This is a genomic window from Pseudomonas sp. KB_15 (genome assembly GCF_052114525.1).
Taxonomy (GTDB): domain Bacteria; phylum Pseudomonadota; class Gammaproteobacteria; order Pseudomonadales; family Pseudomonadaceae; genus Aquipseudomonas.
Genome location: NZ_JBFREX010000031.1, coordinates 1 through 25,786 on the forward strand (window position 1 = coordinate 1; position 25,786 = coordinate 25,786).

Below are 25,786 nucleotides of genomic sequence, written 5' to 3' on the forward strand. Positions count from 1 at the left end.
GTGTCAGACCCAACGCGCACCCAGGGTTTACGACTGCTGCGCAGTCGAACGCAGGCTTCGCCAGCTGCTACAGGGTATGTGTCGCTGCCGGCAGGCTGATCGCAGGCAACCCGGTGAGGTTCCAGGCACTGGTATGGCTGAGCGGCGCGGCGCGCATCGACTGCTGTGGTGGTAATCGTCACGCTGGGCGAGACCCGGTAGTCATAGTGCTCCGTGACATACAGCGGGCCCGCGCTATCACCCTGATGCCGATCCGTTAAGCCAAAACGCGATCCATGTAGCAGCTGGCGAAGCCTGCGTTCGGCTGCGCAGCAGTCGTAAAGTCAGCCTATGCGGTGCGTCAGACCCACCGCGCCCCCAGGGTTTACGACTGCTTCGCAGCCGAATGCAGCCGAATGCAGCCTCGCGGGCTCGGCAGCTGCTACAGATTGCATTATTAGCCGAATACCGTTGTATTTTTGGCCGGTGGGGAGGGCGTTGTAATCGGCGGTCATTTGCTGGAATCGGTTGTGCCGTTCCAACAGTTCGGCGGGCGAAAAACAGGCTTGAGCTCCAACGAGCTGTGGCATCGAACTGTAAATGCACTTTTATAAAGCGCTATGCGTAACAGCGTGCACCAGTCGGAAGCGCCGCAAAGCGCTTTCGCCTGTGGACAGCAGTCGCCGTGACAATCMCCCCTGGTTCAAGACTCAGTGTTTCCAGATAGTTGAAGTCTCTCTGTTGCTGGCTGGCACAAAGGCTGCAAGGTTGACATCAGGTCCACCTGGAACGCATTCGTGTGGACAGCCCCCTCGGTCAACGACGATCGATTGGCCGAACAGGTCGTGGGCAACATCGGTGGATCAGGCATAGACGCCTGTTTCAACACCACAAAAAAACAGGCAAAGACGCCTGGAACCGCAAGGTTTCAGGCGTTTTTTTTTGCTTTTAAAACCGTGATTGGCTMGGGCTGGGTGCTTTCTATGAATTCCAATGTTGCCACGTTGAACAAGATGCAAACGCTGATCGTGATCGGTAATGGCATGGTCGGACATCATTGTGTCGAACAGCTGATCGAGCGGGGAGCGCTTGACCATTACCGGCTGCACGTCTTCAGTGAGGAACCGATGCGTGCCTATGACCGTGTGCATCTTTCCGAGTACTTCTCCGGTCGTGATGCCGAGTCGCTGGCGCTGTCTGATGCGTCGCTGTACCAGACGCCCGGCGTTACGCTGCATTTGGGTGTGCCGGTATTGGAAATCGACCGCGTCCGTCGCCAGGTGATCACCTCGCAAGGTTGCGTCACGTATGACAAGTTGGTCCTGGCCACCGGGTCTTATCCGTTTGTTCCGCCAATCGAAGGCGCCGAAGGTGAATCGCGTCTGGTCTATCGCACCCTGGAAGACCTCGATGCCATTCGGGCTGCGGCGGCCAATGCCCGGCGCGGCGTGGTGGTCGGCGGAGGCTTGCTGGGTCTCGAAGCCGCGAACGCGTTGAAGAGCCTGGGCCTTGAAGCCCACGTGGTGGAATTCGCGCCGCGCTTGATGCCAGTACAACTGGATGACCTCGGTGGCCAGGCGCTCAAGGCGCAGATCGAACGATTGGGCGTCGGTGTACACCTGTCCTGCGCCACTCAATCGATCAGCGCGGGCGAGCAGTACCGCTATCGCATGAATTTCGCCAATGACGAATTCCTCGAAACCGACCTGATCGTGTTTTCCGCCGGTATCCGCGCTCAAGATGCGTTGGCCCGTCAATGCGCGCTGGAGATCGGTCCGCGCGGTGGCGTGGTGATCGACGACACGTGCCTGAGTTGCGACCCGAACATCTACGCCATCGGTGAATGCGCATCATGGAACGGCAGCCTGTTCGGCCTGGTCGCGCCGGGCTACCAGATGGCGCGCAGCGTCGCGGCCCGTCTGTGCAACGAAGTCGCCGAGCCGTTCACCGGTGCCGACATGTCGACCAAGCTCAAGCTGCTGGGGGTGGATGTCGGCTCCATCGGCGACGCGCACGGCAGTACCCCGGGCGCGCGCAGCTATCAGTTCATCGACGAAACCAGCGCCAGCTATCGGCGCCTGGTGGTGGACGCCAGTGGCAAACACGTCCTCGGTGCAGTGCTGGTCGGTGACAACAGCTATTACGACACCCTGCTGCAATACATGCAGAACGGCATCGCCTTGCCGTTGGAACCGGCCAGCCTGATTCTGCCGTCCACCGAAGGCGCACCGACCCTGGGCCCGGGTGCGCTGCCCGAGTCGGCCACGGTGTGCTCCTGTCATAACGTCACCAAGGGCGCGATCTGCACGGCCATCGACGGAGGCTGTACCGACCTGGGCCAGCTCAAGTCGCAGACCAAGGCTTGCACCGGCTGCGGCGGCTGCGCCGGCCTACTCAAGCAAGTGTTCGAGCATGAGTTGATTGCCCGTGGCGTCAGTGTCGACAAGAGCCTGTGCGAACACTTCGCCTATACCCGCCAGGAGCTTTATGCGCTGGTGCGGGTAGAAGGGATGATCACCTTCGAAGAACTGTTGACCAGGCACGGCCGCGGCCATACCGGTTGCGACGTTTGCAAGCCGGCCGTGGGTTCGATTCTCGCCTCGTGCTGGAACCAGCCGATCATGGACACGTCGCTGGTGCCGTTGCAGGACACCAACGACACCTTCATGGCCAACATGCAGAAAAACGGTACCTATTCGGTGGTGCCACGCATCGCCGGGGGCGAGATCACAGCCGACAAGCTGATCGCGATTGGTGTGGTGGCGAAGAAATACGACCTCTACACCAAAATCACCGGCGGCCAGCGGATCGACCTGTTCGGCGCACAATTGCATCAGTTGCCGGATATCTGGTCCGAGTTGATCGAGGCCGGTTTCGAAACCGGGCACGCCTACGGCAAATCGACCCGGACGGTGAAGTCCTGCGTCGGCAGCACCTGGTGCCGTTATGGCGTGCAGGACAGCGTGAAAATGGCCCTGACCCTCGAGGATCGCTACAAAGGCCTGCGCTCGCCGCACAAGCTCAAGTTCGCGGTCTCTGGCTGCACCCGTGAATGTGCCGAGGCGCAGAGCAAGGACGTGGGCGTGATTGCCACCGAGAACGGCTGGAACCTCTACGTGGCGGGTAACGGCGGCATGCGTCCACGCCACGCCGAGCTGTTCGCCACCGACCTGGATGATGAAACCCTGATCCGTTACATCGACCGGTTCCTGATGTTCTACATCCGCACCGCCGACAAATTGCAGCGCACCTCGGTCTGGCGTGAAAGCCTGGAGGGCGGCCTGGATTACCTCAAGGACGTGGTCATCAACGACAGCCTGGGGCTTGGCCTTGAGCTCGAATCGCAGATGCAACGGGTGGTCAACCGCTACGAATGCGAATGGGCCAACGCCCTGAAAGACCCGGAAAAGCTCAAGCGATTCCGCACCTTCGTCAACGATCAACGCCCGGACCCGGACATCCATTTTGTCCAGGAACGCGGTCAGCGCCGGCCGATCATGGCCGCTGAACTCCACCTTATCCCTGTCATTGAGGAGATTGCCTGATGAGCCAGTCCGATACCCAGCGAGCCTATTCCTGTTCCTCCCAGGTCAATCCACAAGCCTGGCAAACGGTGTGCCGCCAGGAGGATCTGGTGAGTAACTCCGGCGTTGTCGTCTGGCTCGATGGTGCACAAGTGGCGCTGTTCTACCTGCCGGCTGCCGAAGGCAAGACCCTCTATGCCATCGATAATCATGACCCGCAATCCGGGGCGAATGTCATCGGTCGCGGGCTGATCGGCAGCATCAAGGGCGATCTGGTGATTGCCTCGCCACTCTACAAACAGCATTTCCGCCTTGAGGACGGCAGTTGTCTGGAGTATCCGCAGCAGCGCCTTCGAGTCTGGCCGGTGCGCCTGAACGCAGGCCAGGTGGAAGTCGCGGTGGCCTGACCACATGGATTTTGACGGGGTCTGAACGCTCATTCAATTAATGATGTAGCCAGGCTCCGGCGACGTCGATGATCAATGACAAACAGTATCGGAGGCTCGTATGAAAACAGCCGCACAACTGCTGAAGCTGAAGGCCGTGCAGAACCGGCGGGTGCATAGCATCGCGCCAGACCAGATGGTGCTTGAAGCGTTGAAGATAATGGCCGAAAAAAATGTCGGTGCTCTACCCGTCATGGAGCAGGGACAGGTGGTCGGCGTTATCAGCGAACGCGACTATGCGCGCAAGGTCGTTCTACAGGGGCGCTCTTCGGTCGGTACGCCGGTCCGGGCCATCATGAGCGCGCCCGTCGTGACAGCAGACAGTCAGCAGAGCATTGAGCGTTGCATGGCGGTCATGACCGACAGTCATCTGCGCCATCTACCGGTGGTGGAGGGCGACCAACTGATTGGTCTGTTATCGATTGGTGATCTGGTCAAAGAAGCCATCGTCGAGCAGGCCGAACTGATCCGGCAACTGGAACACTACATTCGCGGACATTAGAACGACCGGGGCAGGGTGGATCGAAGGCTAATGAATAAGGCATGGCGTTATATGCGTTGCACGATCTGGCAACGCTGAAGGAACACCCAGTGCTGCCTGCCGCAGTAACTCTGAATAGACCAACCGTGCCTATAACTGCGTGTGTAGCAAGCCCAACAGGAATTAATGAATTAAATTTAATAATGTAGTGATTTTGAGTTAACCAACGCCTGTTGCTCACTTCGTATATTCCAGCCACACGCCGGCTGATCTCCCTTCGAAGGCGCACGAAAATAAAAGGTGGAGTTGACGATGAACACTTACAAAATTGCAGCGGTTCCTGGTGACGGTATCGGCGTGGAGGTGATCGACGCCGGCGTTGAAGTGCTCAAGGCACTGGCCGAATGTTCGGGCACCTTTGCCCTGGACTTCAAGCACTTTGACTGGAACTCTGACAACTTCCTCAAAAACGGCCACTACATTCCCGAAGGTGGCCTGGAAGAGCTCAAGACTTTCGACTCCATCTTCTTTGGCGCCGTGGGTGCGCTCAATGTGCCGGACCACGTCTCCCTCTGGGGCCTGCGCCTGCCGATCTGCCAAGGCTTCGACCAATACGCCAACGTGCGTCCGGCTCGCGTGTTGCCGGGCGTGAAAAGCCCACTGCACAACGGCCACGAGATCGACTGGGTGGTGATCCGCGAAAACTCCGAAGGCGAGTACTCCGGCAACGGTGGCCGCGTGCATCGTGGCTTGCCGGAAGAGGTGGCCACCGAGGTGTCGGTGTTTACCCGTGCCGGTGTCGAGCGAATCCATCGCTTTGCCTTCGAGCTGGCGCGTACCCGGCCACGCAAGCACCTGACCATGGTCACCAAGTCCAATGCCCAGCGCCATGGCATGGTGCTGTGGGATGAGATTTTCTACGAAGTGGCGAAGGACTTCCCTGACGTGAAAATCGACAAGGAACTGGTAGACGCCGTGACCACCCGCATGGTGCTCAAGCCATCCACCCTGGATGTGATCGTGGCCACCAACCTGCACGCCGACATTCTCTCAGACCTGGCTGCTGCGCTGTCGGGCAGCCTGGGCATCGCGCCCACCGCCAACCTCAACCCGAGCAAGAAATTCCCGTCGATGTTCGAACCCATCCACGGTTCCGCATTCGACATCACCGGCAAAGGCGTGGCGAACCCCATCGCGACCTTCTGGACCGCCGCCATGATGCTCGAACACCTGGGCGAGGTGCAGGCATCTCGTCAGTTGATGTCGGCCATCGAAGCCGTGACCGAGGCGGGCGTGCATACCCCTGACCTGGGCGGCACGGCCACCACTCGCCAGGTGACCGATGCAGTCATTGCGCTGCTGCGACGTTAAACACTTCCTTATCGTGATATAGCGCCACAGGGGTTGGTCACCCGGACCGAACTCCTGGGCATTCCTGACAACAATAAAAACTCAGGGTCCGCCATGAAACGCATACTCGGCAAACTCTATGTACAAGTACTCATCGCAGTCGTACTCGGCGCAATCGTCGGGGTGCTGTTTCCCGAAACAGGAACAGCGCTCAAACCCATCGGCGACGGCTTTATCAAACTGATCAAGATGCTCCTCGCCCCGGTGATCTTCCTGACGGTAGTCAGCGGCATCGCACGCATGGAAAACATGAAGGAACTGGGGCGTGTGGGCGTGCGCGCATTGCTCTACTTCGAAGTGGTGTCCACCTTGGCCCTGGCCATCGGCCTGATCGTGGTGGATGTGTTCAAGCCAGGTGCCGGCATGAATATCGACCCCAAGGCACTGGACACATCCAGCATTGCCACATACACCACCCAGGCACCGCACAACTCGTTCATGGATTTCATCCTGAGCATCATTCCGGACACCATCGTCGATGCTTTCGCCAAGGGGAATGTGCTGCAGATTCTGCTGTTCTCTATCCTGCTGGGCGTAGCCCTGGCCAATGCCGGCCCCCGCGCCAGGATCTTCATCGACGTCATCGACAGCCTCATGCGCGGCATGTTCAACATCGTCAACATGGTGATGCGTCTGGCGCCCATCGGCGCGTTTGGGGCCATTGCTTTCACCATCGGTAAATACGGTTTTGGCTCGATGTTCTCGCTGGGCAAGCTGATGGCTTGTGTCTACCTGACCTGCGTCGTGTTCGTGATTTTCGTGCTGGGGCCGATCTGCCGCTACAGCGGGTTCAGCTTGTGGAAGTTCCTGCGCTACATCAAGGAAGAGCTGTTCACAGTACTGGGCACCAGTTCCTCGGAGTCAGTGCTGCCACAGATGATCACCAAAATGGAAAAGGCAGGGTGCTCCAAGCCGGTGGCCGGCATGATGATTCCCGCCGGGCTGAGCTTCAACCCGGACGGCCAGGCCATCTACTACACCATCGCTGCCATCTTCGTCGCTCAGGCGACCAACACGCCATTGACCTTGACCGACCAGTTGATTGTCCTGGCGGTGTTGATGTTCACCTCCAAGGGTTCGGCGGGGGTGAGTGGCTCGGGCTTCATCATCCTCGCCGCGACGCTGGCCTCCCTGGGCAACATTCCGGTGTCAGGCATGGTGCTGCTGCTGGGCGTCGATCGATTCATGTCCGAGGCCCGCGCCATTACCAACACCATCGGCAACGGGGTAGGTTGCCTGGCCATTGCGAAGTGGGTGGGGGCGCTGGATACAGCCAGGCTGAGACGGGTGCTGGATGGTGAAGAGCAGGTGGTGGAGGAGGCGGTAGTCGCCAAGGCTTCGAGCTTCACCTTGCAGCCTGAAAATGCCCATCCAATGGGTGGTGTGAAAGCCGCCACCCGCATCTGATCAAAGGGTCGTGATTCAGCTGTCGATTCCCCGGTGGAGTCGACAGCTTTTTTTATGCGCGGTCTTCGATGTTATCGATCTGCTTGAAACGTTGGATCAGAAAGTCGATCAGGCTGCGTACCCGGGCTGACAGGTGCAGTTGCTGCGGGTAAACCGCATACACGTCTGCGCGGGTAGGGGTATGGTCCTCCATCACCAGGCGCAGCCGCCCGCTGCGCACATAGCGGGCGATGTCCCACTCGGCGCGCAGCAGCAAACCGTAACCCTCCAGCGCCCAGTTCAGGGCGACCTCACCGTCGTTGCAACCCAGCGCTCCGCGGACCTTGATGGTCTCGGTCCGCCCGCCGTTGTCGAAGTTCCATACACCGTAGGGGGCTTCGTTCTGGCGAATGAAAATGCAGTTGTGGTTTTGCAGGTCGGAGAGTTTCTCCGGGGTCCCATGCTTGTCCAGATAAATCGGCGACGCGCACAGCAAGCGCCGGTTTGAGGCAATCTTGCGGGCATGTAGCGCAGCGTCCGGCAGAGTGCCGAAGCGAATGCCCAAGTCGAAGCCGTGGGTGGCGAGATCCAACGGGTGGTCACTGATCTCCAGCTGGATTTCCACCTCCGGATAACGGGTGTAGAAAGCCGCCAGCGCAGGGCCGATATGCCGACGGCCGAAACCCAGTGATGCGTTCACCCGGATCAGCCCCTTAGGCGTGGCGCGGCTGCTGCTGACCAGCTGCTCCATTTCGTCGACTTGGGTAAGAATGCGCGCGGTATGCGCGTAATACAGCTCGCCCTCGGGGGTAAGGCTCATGGAGCGGGTAGTGCGGTTGACAAGCTGGACCCCCAGCCGTGCCTCCAGCGAAGCCAGGCGCTTACTGACGGCCGGTGGCGTCACGCCAAGCTCCCTGGCGGTGGCGACCAGGCTGCCCTGTTTAGCCAGCAGGTAGAAAAAACCCAAGTCCTGGGTGTTCGTCATTCATGACTCCAGATTAATTATCGCGTTACTTTCAGGTAAACCATCGCTTCCGTTTCAATACATATACTCCAGCCGATCCTGCGCGAAAAGCCTTTGTGTCTATGCAGTTTTCTCAGACGTGAGCGATTGGCCGGGCACGAGCCGTGAGGATCGTGGGCCTGGTTTTTCCTGAGAGGAGGGTGGTTGATGGGTGATGGAAGGACTTGCAGTCCAGGAGTGCCAGGAAGGCTCAGGGCATTTGCAGGAAAGGGTGTTGCTGAGGGCATTACGGGGGATCGGGAAGCACAACCTGTGGCGAGGGAGCTTGCTCCCGTTGGGGCGCGAAGCGGCCCTGCTCTTTGTTTAAAAAGAAGGGGTCTGCTGCGCAGCCCAACGGGAGCAAGCTCCCTCGCTACAGGTGATCTGTTCGTCCTTAAGTGAACAGAATTACCCACCCGCGGATCATTTAATGAAGCGTACCTGCGCGTTGATCTTCTCGATGATCGACCCTTTGCGCTCGTTGAAGCGCGCCTTGTTCTGCTCGAAGAGGTTGTTGCCCTTGGTGTCGATGGAAATGATCAGCGGGCCGAACTCGCGTACCCGGTTCACCCAAAGGGTTTCCGGCATGCCCAGGTCTTGCCACTCGGCGCGTTCGATTTCCTCCACCTTGGTGGCGGCCAATACCGCGCAACCACCCGGGAACACCGCATGCACCGCCTTGTTTTCCAGGCAGCCAGCGGTTGTTTCAGGCCCCATGCCGCCTTTGCCGATGATCAACTTGACCCCGGTTTGTTCGATGAACTGCTTCTCGAATTTTTCCATGCGCATGCTGGTGGTCGGCCCAATGGACACCATCTCGAAATTGCCGTCATCTTTCTTGCGCACGATGGGGCCGGCATGGAAAATCGCGCCACCGCGCAGGTCTACCGGTAGCTCGCGCTTGAGCTCGATCAGACGACGGTGCGCCACGTCACGGCAGGTCACCAGTTGGCCTGTGAGGTACACCACGTCACCGACGTTCAGACCGGCCAGGTCCTCGTCCTTGATAGGGGTATTAAGGACTTTAATCACAGTACTACTCCTTCATGGGAGAGGATGTCGTAGGAAAGGTCGGCGTTGATGCGGATCTTGCCGCGCCGATGTGCCCAGCAACCGGTGGACACGGCCACGCCAATGGTGGACGGGTGACGAGCCGATGACTCAATGTTCACCCCCATCACACTGCTGTTACCGGTCAGGCCCTGCGGGCCGATGCCCACCTCGTTCAACCCGTCCTCCAGCAATTGCTCCATAAGTGCCGCGCTTTCGTTCGGGTGGCTGGAGTCCACCGGGCGCAGAATCGCCCGCTTGGACAAACGGGCAGCCGTCTCCACCGACGTCGAGACACCCACGCCAACCAACAGTGGCGGGCAGGCATTGACACCGCGCGACGTAATGACGTCAAAGACAAACTCGGTGATGCCTTCATAACCCTGACCAGGCATCAACACCTTCGCCGAGCCAGGCAACGTGCAACCGCCACCAGCCATGTACACATCGATCAATGCATAGTCGGCATCCGGAATGATCTCCCAGTCGAGCCACGGAATCTTCGAGCCAGTGTTGGTGCCGGTGTTCTTCTCAATAAAGGTCTCCACCGCGTTATGGCGCAGTGGTCCCTTGATGGTGGCCTCGCGCGTGGCGTTTTCCAGAATGCTCTCAAGCTCTCCCAACAGCGGGAACCGGGCRCCGGCGCTGATGAAGTACTGAATCACCCCGGTGTCCTGACAGCTGGGCCGATCCAGCTTGTCGGCGTAGTCCTGGTTCTCGGCCATGGAGTCATAGACAGCAATGGCCAACGGATTGGTTTCCGCTGCGCGCAACTGGGCAGTCTTTTTCTTCACGTCGGTGGGCAGGCGCTTGCCAATGTAGGCCGTGAATTTGGCCATCACATCAGTCAGCGAATCAACGGCTGAGTCTTTATCCACTTTCATTTCCTCACTGCATCTCAAGGCTTGTTTTTTTGTTTTGGAGCTTTTGGTTGTGCGAAAGGACGCTGGCATGCCCAAGGAGTAATTCCATATAGAGCATGTGGTTAATGCGCTGAATTAAAATTATCAGTTCAACTGGAGGGATTGAATGGGGTCATGGTTATTACACTCTTTACTTAAAGTTAATTATTGGAGGTAAACCAGAGAGCCGGTTTGTGGGGTTGGAATGACGCGTGAAATGGCTTTTACGAGGGATGTGAGGTGTGAATCGGGCGTGGGGGTAGTAAGTGAGAACCTGGCATCTCAAAAGTAGGCATCGATTTTCTGATGCCCACCAAGAGTTTTCTGCCGGGTCTCATCCTGGTGTTCGGTGCCGTCCGCTTGCTGCCGAGCGAAGAGCGTCCAGATCCTCGCCACCGAGGATCGGACCAGCACACTGGACATCAAAACCTCGGAGGGCTGCCGAATCAGTGGAAACGGTAGACCGCAATTTCTCCCCTCAGAGTTGGTAAAGCGTAGTGTCCGTTACGGGGGCGCATTGCAGCCTTTCGCGACAGGCATTTCGTGCAGCGGAGTGTTCTGGAAAAGATCGGCAATTTGAAAAACCTGAGCCGGTCGATGTCGAGAATCYCAAGGAGTTAACCAGATACTCATGGCCAGAATCTGACCGGGAACGGATAGCACGAGTATCCATACTTTTGACATTGACTGATGGCTGCATGCTGCAAAGTCGGGAGTGACACTGGAAGCACCACGTAGCCAAAGGTGACAATGCACAATAGCGCGGCGATATAAATTGTTATTTTTGTTTTCATGATCATCCATTGCTGAATGGCAAGCACGATTGGACGTGTGATGCTGATCCGGGCTGGTCATTTAGCCGAGGGTGGCGACGCTGCGTAGAATCAACCGCACCAGTAAGGTCTGACTGGTGACCCCGGTTTTCGAGAAGATCGAGCGCAGTTGCGCACGTGCCGTGTTGCGACTTATGCCGAACTCATCAGAGGCCTCATCAATGGTCTGGCCATTGGCCAACTGAAAGGCCAGGTGAGTTTCGGCAGGTGTAAGGTCGAACAACGACCGGACGATCTCCTGAGGCGCGCTGGATTTATGTTCGGGATCGCTGATGAAAATGACGACTGCCGGACAGTGTGTCCCTTCGCTCCATTCGCTCTGCGTTACGCGGCGGACGATGATGCCAAGGTCGCCACGCCCGGAAGGGCGCTGTACGCGCATGGCCTTTACCAGCGAGGGGGTCTTGCTCTTCTGCGATAGCAAGGCCTGATCAATCAGTTTGTGGAGCTCCTGGCAGTCCTGCACCGTTCCGACCTGCAGATTGTCGTTGACCAGCTGGATACCGTCCCTTTCCTCCAACAGGCGTTGGGCGAGTCGATTGCTCTGCAGGACCTTGCCATTCTGGTCGAGGATGATGGTGCCCAGAGCCAGTTTGTCGACAGCGCCAGCGTAAAGGTTTCGCTCGCTCTCTATGCGGTTGAGGTACATGTGCAGGAGTACGGTACGTTCCAGGTGCGGAAGGAATGAAGCGAGAAGTTCCTTGTCCTGCTGATTGAATGGGCCACTGGCCTGATCGCGTGAAATGSGAATCCGGCACTTGGAGCCAAGGTTGGTATTGATGTCGGCTCCCAGGACATGGAACACGTTCACCGGTTCGAGGAAACTCTTGTAAAACTCGCATTCCAGCCAGTCTTTCTCTGAAACGAACTCGGTGCAGATGACAACCTGGCGATTGGGCAGGTCGATGAAGGGATCGATGGTGTAGAAGTACTGATTATAGGAGGCTGTAATCGCCGCCGAGGAGCCCGAGGTGGAGATACTCAGTCCGTCCACGTGCTGGCTCGGCGGGCGCAGAGTGAGGGTGGCGTACTTGGCTCTCATTGACCATTTGAGCCGGTCGAGAAACGTGCTCCAGGGAATGTTTTCCAGTGGCCCCTGATAGAGGCTGCCGAGCATCCCGCTGAATTCGTCAAGGCTGAGGGGATGTACCATATGGACCCCGTTTTTATTATTGAGAAAAGTCTATCCGCATAAGCCTGCTGCCCGGCTACCTGTCGGTCGGGCAGCAGGCTCGGGTTGTCAGCGCCCGAGTTTGCGCAGATTGGCAGTGGTAAAGAAGTCTGCCTCGAAACTACTGCTGTTCAGGCGAGCGGGGGGCTGGCCATTGAGCAGGCGGTCGGCAAGGTAGGAGCCGGCGATGAGGTCATGGAATATCGCGACGCGGGCCTGGAAACCTTGCATGTCATAGGCATATACAGTGCTCTGYATGTTGCTTCGCCATAGGTCACCTTTGCCGTCGTAGTTGTCGGCAAGCACGCCGATCCAGGAGTCTTCGTCGAGATAGAGCATGCGCTTGCCATAGACATGGCGCTTGCCGGGTTTGAGGGTGGCTTCGAGTACCCAGACGCGGTGTAACTCGTAGCGCATGTAATCGGGATTGACATGGCCATTTGTGGCCAGTAGCTGGTCGAGTTTGAGGCCTGGATCATCGAGCTTGTTATTGTTATAGGGGATATACATCTCCTTCTTGCCGAGCATCTTCCACTCGTATCGATCAGGAGCGCCGTTGAACAGGCGGTCCTCATCCATCACACGAAAGCCGCCGGCGCCGAAAGGGGTGTCGTAGGCCACGGTGGGTGCTCGTCGTACCCGACGCATTCCCGGGACGTATTGCCAGGCCTGCGATGGCGTGGTCATGGGGTCGGTGAACGAGTGGGCAAGGATTATCTCGCCTTTCTTGCGTACGGGTTCCAGTGTGCTCACCATGGCATATGCCTGTACGCCGCCGAAGGTGCTGAGGCTTTCTTTGGGATCGTCCCAGACCGAGTAAATCTTGTAGTCCATGGACTCGAGCGAGCGTTCGCCATTGGATAGGGTCAGGGCCATGGTATAGATGGCATCCTCCTTCCAGGCCCGGGCTGGCAAATTGAGATTCCACATCAACTCGTAGCCATTTTTGGGAATAGGGAAGGGCGATGCGCCAATGGCATTGGTCACGCCGTTGCCATCACTGATCAGTTCGGCATCGACAGCATTCCTGGCAATGTTGCTCTCGACCCTTTGCGAGTAGCTGAAATCGCGATGGCTGGGATAGATCGGCATCTTGAAGGTCTGTGGATAGCGCTTGAACAGGGCCTTCTGACCGTCGGAGAGCTTGTCGGCGTATTGCGCCATGTTTTGTGCTGTGATGGTAAACAGCGGTCGCTCATCTGCGTAGGGGTTTGGGTACTGGCTGCCGCTGCCAGCGTAGTTCAGCTGGGGGGGCGCACCGCGCCATTTTCCACTCCAGGCCGGGATGCTGCCATCGGCATTGCCGGCCTTTTCTGCACCCATGGGGGTGAGGTCGTGGCCCAGACGTGCGGCTTCTTCGGGGGTCGATTTGGCCAGAGCGACGCCGCTGAGGCTGCCGGCAAGCAACGCGCTGAGCAATAGGGCTTTGTTCTTATGCATTTGGACTCTCCTGCGCACTCGGTTAGAAACTGTACTTGGCGTTGATTGCGAGGTTGTCGCGATCAGCCAGAGGGGTGTCCTTGGCACTGCCAAGGAAGGCGTTGTAGCGTGTTTCCAGCGTGAGGTTGTTGAGGTAGGTCCAACTGACGCCGACACCTAAACGGTCGTCTCTCTCTCCCATGCCGAAACTGCCTAACAGCGAGGAGTTGCCATTGACCGCCTGGCTAAACACAAGGGGAATGCTCATGTCCCAGCCATTGAAGACGTTCAGATAGGCAAATGTGGCGCCTGCGGTATAGCCCCAGGCCGACCTGTCGTTAAAAAGCTTGCCGGTGTTCGAAGTGGTGTAGGGGGCTACCCCACCTGCGCCATCTGGAACGAACACACTGAAGCTTGGGGCCTTGTCGTTTTGCAGGACGCGGTTGTAGCCGACTTCGCCGGTCAGGTTGATGGTGTCGGCCACTGGCGTGTTGCTTAGCACATGGACGAAGGACACCTGACTTTGCAGGGTCTTGCCCCGTACTGAGTGAGGTACCAAACCGGTGTCTACCATTACCGGCTGACCGTCGCGGTAGCTGACCTCACCACTGACGTTGGTTTCGCCAAGCACTGTGGAGAAGCTCGCGCCATACAGGTCGATGTTGTCGAAGTAACGCACCTGGTAGGCGGCATTGTTCCAGTTACTAAGGAAGTCCAACTGCGGCGCCTTGTCATGGAAGCGCACGTAGTACAAACCAAACTCGGTGTTGTTCAGCGACTCGGCCATATAGGTCATGGCCACGCCGTACTGCCCTTTGTCGCTTGGTTTGTCGTCTGCCAGGCGGTGGGTTGCACCGAAGGCATCGGTGAAGCCACCCTTGTCAATGAAGTCGGTTGTCGAGAAAAAACTGCCGACGCCGTCGATTTCGGTTTTCTGCCACTCGTATTGGTAGTAGGCCTGCAGACCGATGGTATCGGTCACGCTTATTTGACCGAACAACTGACCGACCGGCAGGAAGATCTCCTTGACCTCGACCCCTGGGGTATTGGCTTTGGTGGCGTCGGCCGGGCTTTGTGCTCCGGAGATGCCATTGGCGATGTAAAGGCTCTCACCCCAGCTGACCACCTGATCGCCAAGGCGCAGGTTGAGGTCATGTCCGTCCAGATGCCAGCTGCCGTAAACATAGTGGTCGAGCAGGCGGACATCATGACCGTGCTGGTCGATGGTCTCCCTGGAAAATTTATTGGGGCTTGAACACTCTCCACCGACGAAGCAGTTCGAGGTGCCGGTATTGTTGTCGTTGTTGTGGTTGTAGACGTCGTCGTAGAAGCCGCTCGCACGTACGAACACGCCGAAATCCTGTTGCCAGTTGAGATTCATCTCTGTCAGGAAGCTGGTTCGATTGCTGATCAGGCTGCCGCGGGAAAAGGCATTGTTGCCGTCGTCGCCGTTAGCGATCGCCGGGTTGGGGAAACCGTTGGACAAGTGTTTGTCCCGTGATTCGGTGCGCCAGGCCAGACCATAGGTGAGGTTGGTATTCCATTCGACTTTCAGGTCATCACTGGGTTGGAAGCTCAAGGCATGCACTTGTCCAGCCAAGCCACTGGCCAACATGGCCAAGGACAAGCGAGCGGCAGAACGCAGGGGGGGCTGGGCGATTATTGTTTTTATCATGTCGTCCTCTTACCAGGTCCAGGTGTTACCCAGCCGGTATGTGTCGGGGTTTAAACGAAGCGACATGACTATGGAATTCGGGCTTGCACTGCATCATCGTCCTACCGGACTAGACCGCCGGGGAGCGCGTTTTTTCCGTGTCCGGAACCGCCTGTTTCGCAGCTGTGGATACTGAAGGCTCGAGGTAGTCCCCTAGGACGATGCCGGCCTGGTCACGCCAGCAAACAATCGCCGCAACGACCCTCCGCTCGCAGCGGTCGCTGCTCGCTGAATCCGGTGCATTAACCCGAGGATTTCCGGGCGCGAGATGCCGCGTTCAAGACGGCGTCAGAAGTTTTCAGTGGACAAACCGAGGACAACGCAATGATGGATTTCACAGGCAGAACAGTACTGGTCACCGGTGGTGGCGCGGGCATTGGTCGCGCAATTGTCGAAGCCTTTGCCCGAGCGGGCGCGCGCCTTGTGGTCGCGGAGATTGATGTCGCGCGTGCAGCGGACGTTCGCAACTCACTCGAAAGCAGCAGCAACGAGGCCCTGGTAGTGGAGGCGGATGTCACCGACAAGGAGCAGGTGGCTGCACTGGCCGAGCAGATCCAGACGCGTTTCGGTGGGCTTGACGTACTGGTGAACAACGTCGGCGACTCGCTGATGATCGCCAAGCCCTTCGATGTCTACAGCGATGACGATATCGACCGGTTGTACGCCGTCAACCTGCAGCACATTTTTCGCGTCACCCGCGCCATGCTGCCGCTGCTACGGCGTCAGGGTGCGGGCAGCAGCATTATCAGTCTGTCGTCGATCGAGGGTTTCCGTGCCATTCCAAACTGCAGTATCTACGCCGCTTTCAAATCCGCCATCAGCGGTTTCACCAAGAGCCTGGCGCTGGAGCTTGGGCCTGCGGGGATTCGCGTCAACCAGATCGCGCCCGAGTCCACCGAAACGGCGCAGTTGCCGATGTCCATGATGATTGCTGCGGAGCACCAGAGGCTGATCCCACAGTGGATTCCCCTCGGCCGTTTCGGCAAGGCCGAGGACATGGCCGGTGCCGCGCTCTTCCTCGCCAGCCCGCTGTCGGGCTGGGTCACCGGCACTACCCTGCACGTGGACGGCGGTGCTTTGGCCGCTGCAGGCTGGTACCGCGACCCGAACGGTACCTGGACCAACGTACCGGTGATCAGCGGTAACGGTTTCAATTTCTGAGCCCGCGCTAATGAGCTTCGAATGACCACCAAAAATAATAAGGAAGCACAGATGAAATCGGAGAATTCCAGGATCGCGGTCGTCACTGGAGCCAGCCGCGGGGTTGGCAAGGGCATTGCCATTGCCCTTGGTGCTGCGGGCATGACTGTCTATCTCAGTGGTCGCACAGAGGCCGTCAGCAATAGCCAGTTGCGCGGTCAGCCACTGCCCGGCAGCCTGGTTGAAACCGCCGCGGCAGTGACCCGCGCGGGTGGCAAGGGCATTGCTGTGCAATGCGATCACCGAGACGATCAACAGGTACGCAAACTCTTCGCCCGCGTCGAACGGGAGGAGGGGCGTATTGATTTGCTGGTTAACAATGCCGCCTTGCTCCACGAGAACCTGATAGATCCGGGGCCGTTCTGGGACAAACCCCTGGAGTTGGTAGACATCCTCGATGTTGGTCTGCGTTCGGCCTATGTCGCGAGCTATTATGCCGCGCCTCTGCTGGTCCGTAATGGACACGGCCTGATCGCGTTTGTGTCCTCCTTCGGCGCTGGCTGCTACATGCATGGTCCGGCTTATGGCGCACAGAAGGCCGGCTGCGACAAGCTGGCCGCAGATATGGCGGTAGACCTCGAGGGCACCGGCGTTGCCGCGGTATCTCTCTGGCTCGGCCCGCAGCGTACCGAACGCACGGCTATTGCCGGAGCGGAGCGCGCCGACCAATACGATGCCTTCATGGCAATGGCTGAAACTCCGGAATTCAACGGTCGAGTCATATGCTCGCTACTGGATGCCCCGGATCTGACCAGCCTCTCCGGGCAGACCCTGATCAGTGCCGAGTTAGCCCTGGGCTATGGCATCAGCGATGAGGCCGGACGCCAACCGCCGTCCTATCGCGAGATGCTCGGTGCCCCTCGGCAACAGCACCCGGCGCGCGTTATCTGAGCCGCGCGCGCCCGGCATTGCACGGGCGCCCCTTCAAAAAATCAGCCCAATTTCGGGCTCAAGCAGGAGCGAATATCCGATGAAGATTCTTGTAATTGGTGGGACTGGCCTGATCGGAGGTCATGCGGCCCTCTACCTCCAGGAGCTGGGTAACGACGTGACCATCGCCAGCCGCAAACCCGCGGCCGCAAACAGCGCCCTTGCCGAATTAAAACAACTGCAGTGCGACTACATCGCGAGCACCATCAGCCGGGACGAACTGGCCGGCTTCGATGCCCTGGTTTTCGCTGCCGGCAGTGACATCCGCCACGCTCCGCAGGAGGGGGATATCGATGCCCACTGGCAACGCGCGAATGTCGAGGCCATCCCGCGCTTTTTCGAGCTGGCTCGTAGCGCCGGGATCAAGCAGGCGGTTCTGGTGGGCAGCTTTTATCCTCAAGTGGCGCCGGAGCTTATTGACAGCATCCCATACGTGCGCTCGCGCCATTTATCCGATGAAGGTGTAAGAGCCCTGTCCGGGCCGGGCTTCAGGGTCTGCAGCGTCAACGCGCCCTTCGTTGTCGGGATGGTGCCTGGACTCCAGGTGGATATGTTCGAGGCCTACACCCGTTATGCAGAGGGCAAGTTTTCGCCAATGCCGTTCTACGGTCCGGCAGGTGGCAGCAACTTCATCTCTACCCGCTCGCTATCCCAGGCAATCTGGGGTGCACTGCAGCGTGGCGAGTCGGGCAAGTCATACCTTGTCGGGGACGAAAACCTCAGTTACGCCCAGTACTTCCAGGCCTTCCTGCGTGCGGTCGGCAACGATGCCGAGGTACCATCGCTGGACCAGGAACACCCGCTGCTACCGGACATGGCGCTCTATACCGGGCGTGGCAATACAGTAAGCTACCAGCCTGACGCGCAGGACGCCGAATTGCTCGGTTACGTGCGCCAGGATATCCAGCGCGCGGTGAACGAAGTAGTGAGCCAGTACCGAGGATAAGGTAACCGACACCGGCCTTGTCCTGCATGGTCGGTGTCGGTAGGCGAGTAACACGGTTAAAAGACTCCCCCCGCTTGAAAGGCGGGGGAGCGTCTGAGGCCCGCACAAGGTGCGGGCCTTTTTTATTGGGGCGGGGGACGCCAGGCATGGTGCGTTGCGCGTAATCGCAACCGGGTCGACGGTGGTGGCCAGCTATGGTTTCGAGTGGCGAAGAAGCTCCGGGATCCGCCCGGACTGGTCTCGATACTGGAAACTTAACCAAATAACCTGAGCCGCCGTATACGGAGCCGTACGTACGGTGTGAGAGGACGACGGGAGTCAGATCCCGTCTCCTACTCGCTTTGCCCCATGGTTCAGATGGGCGAACCCGGCAAGCCTTCGTAATAGAATCCGGCAGCCGCGCCGCCATCCACCGACAGCTCGCTGCCGTTGCAATAGCTGGCGTCGTCGCTGGCGAGGAACAGCGTCGCGCGGGCGATCTCCTCCGGAGCGCCAATGCGTTGCAGCGGCACCTGGCGGTATTGGCTGTCCAGCTTGTCGCGTGAGACTCCGGTGGGATTGGACATTTGCGTATCCACCCCGCCCGGATGCACCGAGTTGACCCGCACGCCGTGTGGGCCCAACTCCAGCGCCGCCACCTTGGTCAGCCCGCGCACGCCCCACTTGCTGGAGACATAGGCGGCGAGGGCGTTCACGCCGCGCAGGCCATCCACTGAGGAGATGTTGACGATCGAGCCGGCGCGCTGCTCACGCATGATCGGCGCGACGCTGTGGATACCCAGAAATGTGCCGGTCAGGTTGATCGACAGTGCCCGCTCGAAGTCGGCCTTGGACAGTTGTTCCAGGGAGCCGAATACCAGCACGGCGGCATTGTTCACCAGCACATCGATACGCCCGAAGCGTTCTACTGTCTCGGCAACCAGTTGTTGCCAGTGTTCCTCGTTGCTGACATCCAGGCGACGGAAGCTGGCAGCGTCGCCCAGCTCGCCGGCAAGGGCCTGGCCCTCGGTTTCCAGCAGGTCGGCGATGATCACTTGCGCACCTTCCTCGACGAACAGCCGGCAGGTGTGTGCACCCATGCCGCGAGCCCCACCGGTGACGATAGCGATTTTGTTTGCCAAACGTTTCATGCAGTTTCTCCTCGATTAACCCCAGTAAGCCTGGCCGCCATCCAACGGGATCGTGGCGCCTGTCAGGTAGCGTGCATTGTCGCTGACCAGGAAAGCCACAGTGCGACCGATATCGGATTCGCAATCGCCGACCCGGCGCAGTGGGATGCTGTTGAAAAAGACTTGTGCTTCATGCGGATTGTTTTCGATCCAGCCGCGCAGGCCCGGCGACAACGCATGGGGGGCGATGACGTTGACGCGGATACCATCCACGCCCCATTCGCAGGCGGCGCCACGGCTGAGGGCACGGATGGCTTCTTTGGTCGCGGCATAGTGGCCGTAGCCCGAAGCGTCCCAGCGTACCGCTGCCGAGGAGGCCAGGTTGATCACTGCGCCGTCGCCCTTGAGGTGGGGATGGCAAGCTCGCATCATCCGCAGAGTGGCCATGGGACCGGAGTCGATGCCCAGCATGAAGGCTTCGTCGGTGACCTCGAGGATGCTGCCCAGCGGCACGATGTGAGCGTTATTGACCAGAATGTTCAAGCCGCCGAAAGCCTCTACTACTTCGGCGACGCAGCGATTGATATCGGCCTGGTTCATCACGTCGCATTCCACTGCCAGAGCGGTACCGCCCCGGCGACGGATTTCGTCGCAGGTTTGCTCCAGGGTGGCGCGCGTACGGCCTGCCACGGCGACCATCGCCCCCTCGTTCGCGAGGGCAAAGGCAATACCCTGGCCGACTCCCTGGCCGCCGCCGGTGACCAGGGCTACTTTGCTTTCCAGCATATTCATGTGCAGATTCTCCAGGTGGTATTCAAGCGATGCCGGAAATCAGCTGTGCATTGTCAATGCGCAGTTCGGCGCCGTTGATAAAGCAGGATTCGTCCGAGGCGAGGAACAGAACCAGATTGGCTACGTCCTCAGGCATGCACATGCGCGCCATGGAGTTGTCGCCGATGCCCAGAGCTACCGGATCAAGATCGGGTACCAAGGCCTGTGTCATGGGAGTCCAGATGCCGTCCGGGTGTACCGAATTGCAGCGGATGCGGTAGCCCTGCTGCTTGCAATGTACCGCCACGCTGCGGGTCAGCGCGGTCACCGCGCCTTTGGAACTGCTGTAGGCGCACATCGGCGGCAGGCCGGCGAGGGCCGCGACCGAAGACATCATGACGATCGAACCACCAGCGGCGTTGCTTTTCATCGCCTCAATTGCGTACTTGCAGCCGAGAAAATAGCCGTCGGCGTTGACCCGCATGACTTTGCGCCATTGTTCCAGGCTGGCCTCTTCGATAGTCCCCAGCGGGCAGATCGCTGCATTGTTGACCAGCACGTCCAAGCGTCCGAAGTGGGCCCGGATCTGGGCGTTCGCGCGTTGCCAGTGTGCTTCGTCTGCTACATCCAGTTCGATGAACAGGGCATGTGGACCAATCTCGTCGGCCACCGCCTGGCCGGCTTCGCAGTTGACGTCGGCAACCACGACACGGGCTCCTTCTGCGGCCATCAGCAGGGCATCGGCCTTGCCAACGCCGCTGGCGGCACCGGTAATAAGCACGACTTTGTTTTCAACGCGTTTCATGTGGGGTTCCTTGCAATGGCAGGTCCTGGCTCCAGTCGAGCAGCAGCTCTCGGCAAGTGAAGTGCCAGACGCCCTCTATGCAGGCGAAACGATCGAGATAGCGAATGCCCCAGTCGAGTTTGCGGTTGATACCTTCGGCTTCGTAAAGGTGGTTGGCCACGCAGTAGGTTTGCGCGCCGGCCTCCATGTCGTCCACTTCAGCGAGGTGGTTATGGATGTGATGCTGGGTCCGGCTGTAGTGGCTCAGGCCGTTCATGCTTTCGACTATGGCGGTGATGCCATCGAAGCTGAACCCCGGTCCCTTGAGCGTTGCCTGGGGTGTGAACAGGCGGGTCAGCGCCGCCCAGTCGCGTTGGTCGACTGCCTGAGCATAACGACAGACGAGTTCGTAGAGCGCTTGCTTGTGCGATGCCTCGGACATCCTCTGAGCCTCCTTATTCGTCCTGCGATGGTGCAGGTGCGGTGAAGCTCGCATCCCGGGAGGCACAGAGACATCGTCCAAGGAGACTACCGTCACGCCAAGGGCGTAAAGCTTGCGTTTTGTGGAGGGGGATCTTGTAGTCCGGCCAGACGATGAAGGCGTGTGGGGTGCTACCTATCCTGCGTTCGACCCCTCCGCCATGCACAGGAGCACCACCGATGGTTATTACGCTGGACGACTATCTTGAAATAGAGCAGATCAGGCAGCTCAAGTACCGCTACTTTCGCGCGGTTGATTGCCACGACTGGACTTCATTGGAGACCTGCCTGGCTGAAGACGTGAAGACCTCCCTTGACAGTGGCAAGTACAGCTTCGACTGCCGCACCGCGTTCCTCGACGGGCTCAGGGCGATCATGGACCGACCCACTTTGCTGTGCAAACACCAGGGGCACCATCCAGAGATCGAGATTCTGGGACCGGACAAGGCCAGGGGTACCTGGTACCTGGAAGATCATGTTATTGACCTGGAGGGCGACTGGATGTTGCACGGTACGGCCTTCTACCAGGACGAGTACATCAAGCGCGACGGGAATTGGCTAATCGTTTCTACAGGCTACCGGCGCGTATTTGAAACCCTCACCTCGCCGATTCCTGAACAGCTCAAAGTCACCGCCAGCCTGTTTGATGCTCCCGCTCTTGCGGTTGCACGTCAGGTGTAAACCAGCCAACGGTAAAGCCCGACGCATGGCGTCGGGCTTTACCGTTGCTTGATAAAAACCTGGAAGGATTCAGAGTCGATACTGACTGGTGGGCAGCACGTTGATCTTGTCGAAATCGATAAAAAGCGTCAGATCGGCAACGATGTCGAATCGCCTCAATTTCTTGTGATTGCGGCGCTCAGCCCCGCTTGGCGCCCAAAAAAGGTGGCGTCGGCCAGAGACATTCCAGAACTATAACCACCTCCCCAACGCGGCAACCCGCAAGCGGTACGCCCGGCGGCATACAGGCCGTTGATTGGCTGACGTTTTTCTGTGAGCACCTGGCCCGTCGGCAGAGTATCCAGCCCCCCCAGAGTAAAGTGCGGATAGAACGCATAATCGACTCGGCAATCCAGCGCGACGAAGGGCGGCTCATCAAGTGGTTTGAGCCATTTTTCGGCTTTGTGGAACAGGGGATCGTTGCCTTGGGCCGCGTGGCGGTTGTACAGGGCGACCGTATTGACCAAAGCGTTTTCAGGCAAGCCAAGATCTCGCTCTACCTCTTCCCACGTTTCTCCGGCGGCGGCAATGTCAATGCGTGTGAATTGAGCCGGAGGCTCGTAAGACGAGTTGTCGACGAGAAGATAAATCCGATCACCCGTTTGCCGCATGATGTGATGGCCAACGCGACCGTGATAGCAATCTTCATTGATGAAACGATGGCCACGCTCGTTGACGAAAATACCCCTTACCAGAGATTCGGGGGCATAAAACGGCAAGCTCACAAAAGCCTCGTCCATGTGAATCGATGCGCCCCCCACGCTCATTCCCAGAAGGATGCCCGTACCGTCATCGCCAGGCGTTCCTATGGGCCCATCGGCGCGCAGCAATTGTGGCGCGTGGCGCTTGACCATATCGCGGTTCATCGCGAAGCCTCCGGCGCACAGGATGACGCCATTGCGAGCCCGTACAAAGCGAATTTGACCGTCGATTCGAGCCACCACGCCGTGGACGTTGTTGGCGTCATCGGCAATCAGGGTAAGCACCCGGCTGTCATAGCGAATGTCCACGCCCAGCTTTTCAACGCGAGCGGCAAGCGCATCCATGAGCATGCGTCCGCCGCCCCAGCCGGTCCATTGAGGGGCATGTCCCCGGGGACACGGTTTGGCCTGTTCCGAGAATGGCCATGCTTCTTCGCTGCCAGACCAGATCAGGCAGTCGTCTGTCTCTGGCTCCAACATTTTTTCCGGCAAAAACGTATTTTTGTACATGACCCCTTGTGCGACCAGCCACTCATAGTGGGCAAGGCTGTTCGCAGCATAGAGGCGTACCTTCGACTCGTCGGCGTCGACGCCGCCGGCCATCATCAAGTAACGGAAAAGGTCTTCGGTGTCGTCGTTGAAGCCAGCTTGTTGCTGAGCGGGCGTGCCCCCGCTACCGCCAAGATAGATTTCGCCCCCGGACAAGGCGCTGGTGCCCCCGTTGCCTGAGGCAGCTTCCAGAAGCGTCACGGCTGCGCCGGCACCGGCGGCTTCGATGGCGGCGCAAGCGCCCGCCGCGCCAAATCCGACAATAACGACATCGGTCTCGAAATCCCACTTTGGGACTTGATGGGTTCGACATGGGTGTGAAACAGAAAAACCATATGACATGAACACAGTCCTTTTTTTATATTTTTTAGTCAAAAAACGGTGTCGTAGCGATATAAAGTCTGAGCCATAGCCTGGCTCCGGGCGCTCAGGGCATGAAGTCGCCGCCATTTGCGTCGAGTGCCGCACCGGTAATTGCGTTGGCGTAATCGGATACCAGGAACAACGCAGCCTTGGCGCAGTCGTCGTCGGTCGGCATGCGTCCGAGTGCGATATTGGCAGCGATCGGCTCTATGATTTGCGCTTGCGGCACGTTGAATTCGGCAGCTGCATGCTGGACATAGCCTTGGACCGGCGCACCCCACATCCAACCCATGTAGATGCTGTTGGCGCGGATACCATACTGTCCGAGTTCCCTGGCCAGATACTTGACGGCCACCGCGAGGGCGCCTTTGGACGCCGCATAGCCGGATTCGCCAGGAAAGGGTTTGCGGGTGGCCTGGGTGTTGATCATGACAATCGCGCCGTTGCCCTGCTTTTTCATATGTGGCACGACTTCCTGTGTCAGGTTCATCGTGCCGAGCACGTTGGTGTTGAAGACCTCACGCCAGATATCCAGATCGGCCCCCTCGACCTGCTCGGGGAAGTTGCCATGCACAAAGGCGCTGTTCACCAAGGCGTCGATTCGGCCGAAGCGCTCGATTGTCTGCTCCGCCAGGTACTTGCACTGCGCCTTGTCGGTAATGTCGGTCACCACCTTGAGCACTTGGCAGTCGGTGGCCAGGTCCAGAATCCGGCGTTCTGCCTCATCCAGTTTCGATGCGGTACGTGTGGCGAGGACAACTGCATGTGCGCCTTCGCGTGCGGCATGGATCGCAAGTTTGACCCCAAGTCCCGGACCGACGCCCGATACCACGACTACTTTGTTTCGCATTAGCATTTCAATGTCTCCCGTATAACTATTCGTATCGTGAAATTACGGCATCGAGGAGTGCACGCTAACGCGCCGCCTGGGCAACGGTCAGACGAGAACGCTTCAGATAGAACACGATCTCCCGCTCAACCTGATCAAACGTTTAGTTGTGCGCGGGTTCAAAATACAAACGGTCGGCTGTCTCGATCTTCGTCCGACTGGACTACGTTCTGTACGAAAAGTAAGTCGCAAACATGGTGGAGAGTGGGGGGCGGTGCCCGATACAGGGTTACGCGGTAAACGGAAATCGGAGATTGCTACTGCGCTACCACGAACGTCCCCCTCTACGGGCTGACTGATTTCGTGACGCTACCCGTGCCTGTCAATTTTTGCATCCATCCTGCGGGTCGCCCCATAAACACCTCGATCAAAGGTGTTGCGACGACCGGTTGAATTCGCCTTGCCATCCCTGATCCGAGTGAAACAGCAGCCTTTGAGGCCTGCCACGCTGTTCGTAAGCCATTTCCCCTGCGCCCAGATGTAGGTGATGTCGCCACACCAGAGCTGATTGGGTACCGGCACCTCAAACTCCCGATTCAAGATGTTCGGAATGTCCGGGCGCTCGACCGTCGCTTGTTTATAGGCATGTGAGCCAGGTTGTTTGCTGACTGGTTCCAGCTCCCACTCCGCCAACCATCGTCCCCGGATTCAAAGTGGAATTTGCGATTTTCGCATTGCAACGAAATCGTTTCTGCTGATCGGCTACAGTGCGCAGGTGCTCGAAAATAGGACTGTTGCGAGAGTTGTGGTACTTGCCACATCAACGAAAAGCTTTCAGTAAAAGCTAAAAAAGCCCCCTGGATCGGGGGCATAAAATACCAGATGTGGAGCAACCCGGTCAGTTTCCAAGAGAGTGGTTTAAATGTCTGCAAGAAAATTCTTAAGTTGCACCCTTGAGCAAATTCTCTATGAAGATGAGGTTGCTTAAGTTCAAGAAATTTCTTGCATCTCCAGGCAGTTCGAGTGAGTAGAATCACATTCTTGTAGATGCAAGCGGTCTAAGCTTGCCTATATTTAATGCTTAAT

General features: G+C 58.4%; 21 protein-coding genes and 1 pseudogene. 9 read left to right on the forward strand and 13 right to left on the reverse strand.

Going from position 1 to position 25,786, the window contains the following annotated elements:
* The first annotated feature begins 962 nt into the window (after window positions 1-962).
* From nirB to AB4Z35_RS21160, 5 genes are all read left to right on the forward strand, one after another.
* Entirely contained in the window at window positions 963-3,524 is a 2,562-nt protein-coding gene (nirB, locus tag AB4Z35_RS21140; protein WP_442099204.1) for a nitrite reductase large subunit NirB, read from the forward strand.
* A complete protein-coding gene (nirD, locus tag AB4Z35_RS21145; RefSeq protein WP_442099205.1) occupies window positions 3,524-3,910 on the forward strand; it encodes a nitrite reductase small subunit NirD in 387 nt (128 codons plus the stop codon). The genes nirB and nirD overlap by 1 nt, the downstream gene beginning before the upstream one ends.
* 100 nt (window positions 3,911-4,010) lie before the next feature.
* Complete coding sequence (locus AB4Z35_RS21150; RefSeq protein WP_442099206.1) at window positions 4,011-4,451, forward strand: CBS domain-containing protein; 441 nt, start codon at window positions 4,011-4,013, stop codon at window positions 4,449-4,451.
* Window positions 4,452-4,742: 291 nt separating this feature from the next.
* Window positions 4,743-5,801 (forward strand): tartrate dehydrogenase, encoded by a 1,059-nt coding sequence (locus AB4Z35_RS21155; protein WP_442099208.1) that lies wholly within the window; start codon window positions 4,743-4,745, stop codon window positions 5,799-5,801.
* A 93-nt stretch (window positions 5,802-5,894) separates the two neighbouring features.
* Window positions 5,895-7,247, forward strand: coding sequence for a dicarboxylate/amino acid:cation symporter (locus AB4Z35_RS21160; RefSeq protein ID WP_442099210.1), 1,353 nt, complete (start codon window positions 5,895-5,897; stop codon window positions 7,245-7,247).
* Window positions 7,248-7,299: 52 nt separating this feature from the next.
* Here the strand turns inward: AB4Z35_RS21160 and AB4Z35_RS21165 are convergent, their stop codons facing one another.
* From AB4Z35_RS21165 to AB4Z35_RS21190, 6 genes are all read right to left on the reverse strand, one after another.
* The gene (locus AB4Z35_RS21165) at window positions 7,300-8,211 is read right to left on the reverse strand and encodes a LysR family transcriptional regulator (RefSeq protein ID WP_442099212.1); all 912 of its coding nucleotides are present in this window, start codon (window positions 8,209-8,211) and stop codon (window positions 7,300-7,302) included.
* Between the two features lie 441 nt (window positions 8,212-8,652).
* Window positions 8,653-9,261 carry a L(+)-tartrate dehydratase subunit beta gene (gene ttdB / locus AB4Z35_RS21170; RefSeq protein WP_008004560.1) on the reverse strand — a complete coding sequence of 203 codons (609 nt, stop codon included), beginning with the start codon at window positions 9,259-9,261 and terminating at the stop codon, window positions 8,653-8,655.
* Window positions 9,258-10,157, reverse strand: a complete 900-nt coding sequence (gene ttdA / locus AB4Z35_RS21175) for a L(+)-tartrate dehydratase subunit alpha (RefSeq protein ID WP_178087131.1) — start codon at window positions 10,155-10,157, stop codon at window positions 9,258-9,260. The genes ttdB and ttdA overlap by 4 nt, the downstream gene beginning before the upstream one ends.
* 879 nt (window positions 10,158-11,036) lie before the next feature.
* Window positions 11,037-12,167, reverse strand: coding sequence for a helix-turn-helix transcriptional regulator (locus AB4Z35_RS21180; RefSeq protein ID WP_442099215.1), 1,131 nt, complete (start codon window positions 12,165-12,167; stop codon window positions 11,037-11,039).
* 87 nt (window positions 12,168-12,254) lie between these two features.
* Complete coding sequence (locus AB4Z35_RS21185) at window positions 12,255-13,625, reverse strand: DUF1329 domain-containing protein (RefSeq protein WP_442099216.1); 1,371 nt, start codon at window positions 13,623-13,625, stop codon at window positions 12,255-12,257.
* 22 nt (window positions 13,626-13,647) lie between these two features.
* A complete protein-coding gene (locus AB4Z35_RS21190) occupies window positions 13,648-15,279 on the reverse strand; it encodes a DUF1302 domain-containing protein (RefSeq protein WP_442099218.1) in 1,632 nt (543 codons plus the stop codon).
* 363 nt (window positions 15,280-15,642) lie between these two features.
* On the opposite strand from AB4Z35_RS21190, the gene AB4Z35_RS21195 reads away from it, so the two are divergent.
* The 3 genes from AB4Z35_RS21195 (at window position 15,643) to AB4Z35_RS21205 (ending at window position 18,394) form a co-directional block, all read left to right on the forward strand.
* Window positions 15,643-16,479: an SDR family NAD(P)-dependent oxidoreductase gene (locus AB4Z35_RS21195; protein ID WP_442099219.1), complete on the forward strand. Its 837-nt coding sequence runs from the start codon at window positions 15,643-15,645 to the stop codon at window positions 16,477-16,479.
* A 51-nt stretch (window positions 16,480-16,530) separates the two neighbouring features.
* A complete protein-coding gene (locus AB4Z35_RS21200; protein WP_442099221.1) occupies window positions 16,531-17,409 on the forward strand; it encodes an SDR family NAD(P)-dependent oxidoreductase in 879 nt (292 codons plus the stop codon).
* A gap of 79 nt (window positions 17,410-17,488) precedes the next feature.
* A complete protein-coding gene (locus AB4Z35_RS21205; protein WP_442099223.1) occupies window positions 17,489-18,394 on the forward strand; it encodes an NAD-dependent epimerase/dehydratase family protein in 906 nt (301 codons plus the stop codon).
* A 353-nt stretch (window positions 18,395-18,747) separates the two neighbouring features.
* Here the strand turns inward: AB4Z35_RS21205 and AB4Z35_RS21210 are convergent, their stop codons facing one another.
* From AB4Z35_RS21210 to AB4Z35_RS21225, 4 genes are read right to left on the reverse strand one after another with little or no spacing between them, the layout of a single operon-like run.
* Window positions 18,748-19,524 (reverse strand): SDR family NAD(P)-dependent oxidoreductase, encoded by a 777-nt coding sequence (locus tag AB4Z35_RS21210; protein ID WP_442099224.1) that lies wholly within the window; start codon window positions 19,522-19,524, stop codon window positions 18,748-18,750.
* A 15-nt stretch (window positions 19,525-19,539) separates the two neighbouring features.
* Complete coding sequence (locus tag AB4Z35_RS21215) at window positions 19,540-20,295, reverse strand: SDR family NAD(P)-dependent oxidoreductase (protein WP_008004553.1); 756 nt, start codon at window positions 20,293-20,295, stop codon at window positions 19,540-19,542.
* 22 nt (window positions 20,296-20,317) lie between these two features.
* Window positions 20,318-21,079 carry an SDR family oxidoreductase gene (locus tag AB4Z35_RS21220; RefSeq protein ID WP_442099226.1) on the reverse strand — a complete coding sequence of 254 codons (762 nt, stop codon included), beginning with the start codon at window positions 21,077-21,079 and terminating at the stop codon, window positions 20,318-20,320.
* Window positions 21,066-21,500, reverse strand: coding sequence for a nuclear transport factor 2 family protein (locus AB4Z35_RS21225; protein ID WP_442099228.1), 435 nt, complete (start codon window positions 21,498-21,500; stop codon window positions 21,066-21,068). The genes AB4Z35_RS21220 and AB4Z35_RS21225 overlap by 14 nt, the downstream gene beginning before the upstream one ends.
* A 218-nt stretch (window positions 21,501-21,718) precedes the next feature.
* Between AB4Z35_RS21225 and AB4Z35_RS21230 the strand changes: the two genes are divergently transcribed.
* Window positions 21,719-22,219: a nuclear transport factor 2 family protein gene (locus tag AB4Z35_RS21230; protein ID WP_442099230.1), complete on the forward strand. Its 501-nt coding sequence runs from the start codon at window positions 21,719-21,721 to the stop codon at window positions 22,217-22,219.
* 155 nt (window positions 22,220-22,374) lie between these two features.
* On the opposite strand, the gene AB4Z35_RS21235 is transcribed toward AB4Z35_RS21230, so the two are convergent.
* From AB4Z35_RS21235 to AB4Z35_RS21245, 3 genes and pseudogenes are all read right to left on the reverse strand, one after another.
* A complete protein-coding gene (locus AB4Z35_RS21235) occupies window positions 22,375-23,850 on the reverse strand; it encodes an FAD-dependent oxidoreductase (protein WP_442099231.1) in 1,476 nt (491 codons plus the stop codon).
* Window positions 23,851-23,935: 85 nt separating this feature from the next.
* Complete coding sequence (locus tag AB4Z35_RS21240; RefSeq protein ID WP_442099232.1) at window positions 23,936-24,727, reverse strand: SDR family oxidoreductase; 792 nt, start codon at window positions 24,725-24,727, stop codon at window positions 23,936-23,938.
* A 433-nt stretch (window positions 24,728-25,160) separates the two neighbouring features.
* Window positions 25,161-25,369 (reverse strand): annotated as a pseudogene (locus AB4Z35_RS21245) (IS3 family transposase); the annotation flags it as partial.
* Window positions 25,370-25,786 lie beyond the last annotated feature (417 nt).

Excerpts from the sequence above, each read along its gene's own strand:
- AB4Z35_RS21165 (WP_442099212.1), bottom strand. The coding sequence starts at position 8,211 with ATGACGAACACCCAGGACTTGGGTTTTTTCTACCTGCTGGCTAAACAG.
- AB4Z35_RS21230 (WP_442099230.1), top strand. The coding sequence starts at position 21,719 with ATGGTTATTACGCTGGACGACTATCTTGAAATAGAGCAGATCAGGCAG.
- AB4Z35_RS21215 (WP_008004553.1), bottom strand. The coding sequence starts at position 20,295 with ATGAATATGCTGGAAAGCAAAGTAGCCCTGGTCACCGGCGGCGGCCAG.
- AB4Z35_RS21190 (WP_442099218.1), bottom strand. The coding sequence starts at position 15,279 with ATGATAAAAACAATAATCGCCCAGCCCCCCCTGCGTTCTGCCGCTCGC.
- AB4Z35_RS21205 (WP_442099223.1), top strand. The coding sequence starts at position 17,489 with ATGAAGATTCTTGTAATTGGTGGGACTGGCCTGATCGGAGGTCATGCG.
- AB4Z35_RS21195 (WP_442099219.1), top strand. The coding sequence starts at position 15,643 with ATGATGGATTTCACAGGCAGAACAGTACTGGTCACCGGTGGTGGCGCG.
- AB4Z35_RS21210 (WP_442099224.1), bottom strand. The coding sequence starts at position 19,524 with ATGAAACGTTTGGCAAACAAAATCGCTATCGTCACCGGTGGGGCTCGC.
- AB4Z35_RS21160 (WP_442099210.1), top strand. The coding sequence starts at position 5,895 with ATGAAACGCATACTCGGCAAACTCTATGTACAAGTACTCATCGCAGTC.
- nirD (WP_442099205.1), top strand. The coding sequence starts at position 3,524 with ATGAGCCAGTCCGATACCCAGCGAGCCTATTCCTGTTCCTCCCAGGTC.
- AB4Z35_RS21155 (WP_442099208.1), top strand. The coding sequence starts at position 4,743 with ATGAACACTTACAAAATTGCAGCGGTTCCTGGTGACGGTATCGGCGTG.
- AB4Z35_RS21220 (WP_442099226.1), bottom strand. The coding sequence starts at position 21,079 with ATGAAACGCGTTGAAAACAAAGTCGTGCTTATTACCGGTGCCGCCAGC.
- AB4Z35_RS21225 (WP_442099228.1), bottom strand. The coding sequence starts at position 21,500 with ATGTCCGAGGCATCGCACAAGCAAGCGCTCTACGAACTCGTCTGTCGT.
- AB4Z35_RS21240 (WP_442099232.1), bottom strand. The coding sequence starts at position 24,727 with ATGCTAATGCGAAACAAAGTAGTCGTGGTATCGGGCGTCGGTCCGGGA.
- nirB (WP_442099204.1), top strand. The coding sequence starts at position 963 with ATGAATTCCAATGTTGCCACGTTGAACAAGATGCAAACGCTGATCGTG.
- AB4Z35_RS21235 (WP_442099231.1), bottom strand. The coding sequence starts at position 23,850 with ATGTCATATGGTTTTTCTGTTTCACACCCATGTCGAACCCATCAAGTC.
- AB4Z35_RS21200 (WP_442099221.1), top strand. The coding sequence starts at position 16,531 with ATGAAATCGGAGAATTCCAGGATCGCGGTCGTCACTGGAGCCAGCCGC.
- AB4Z35_RS21150 (WP_442099206.1), top strand. The coding sequence starts at position 4,011 with ATGAAAACAGCCGCACAACTGCTGAAGCTGAAGGCCGTGCAGAACCGG.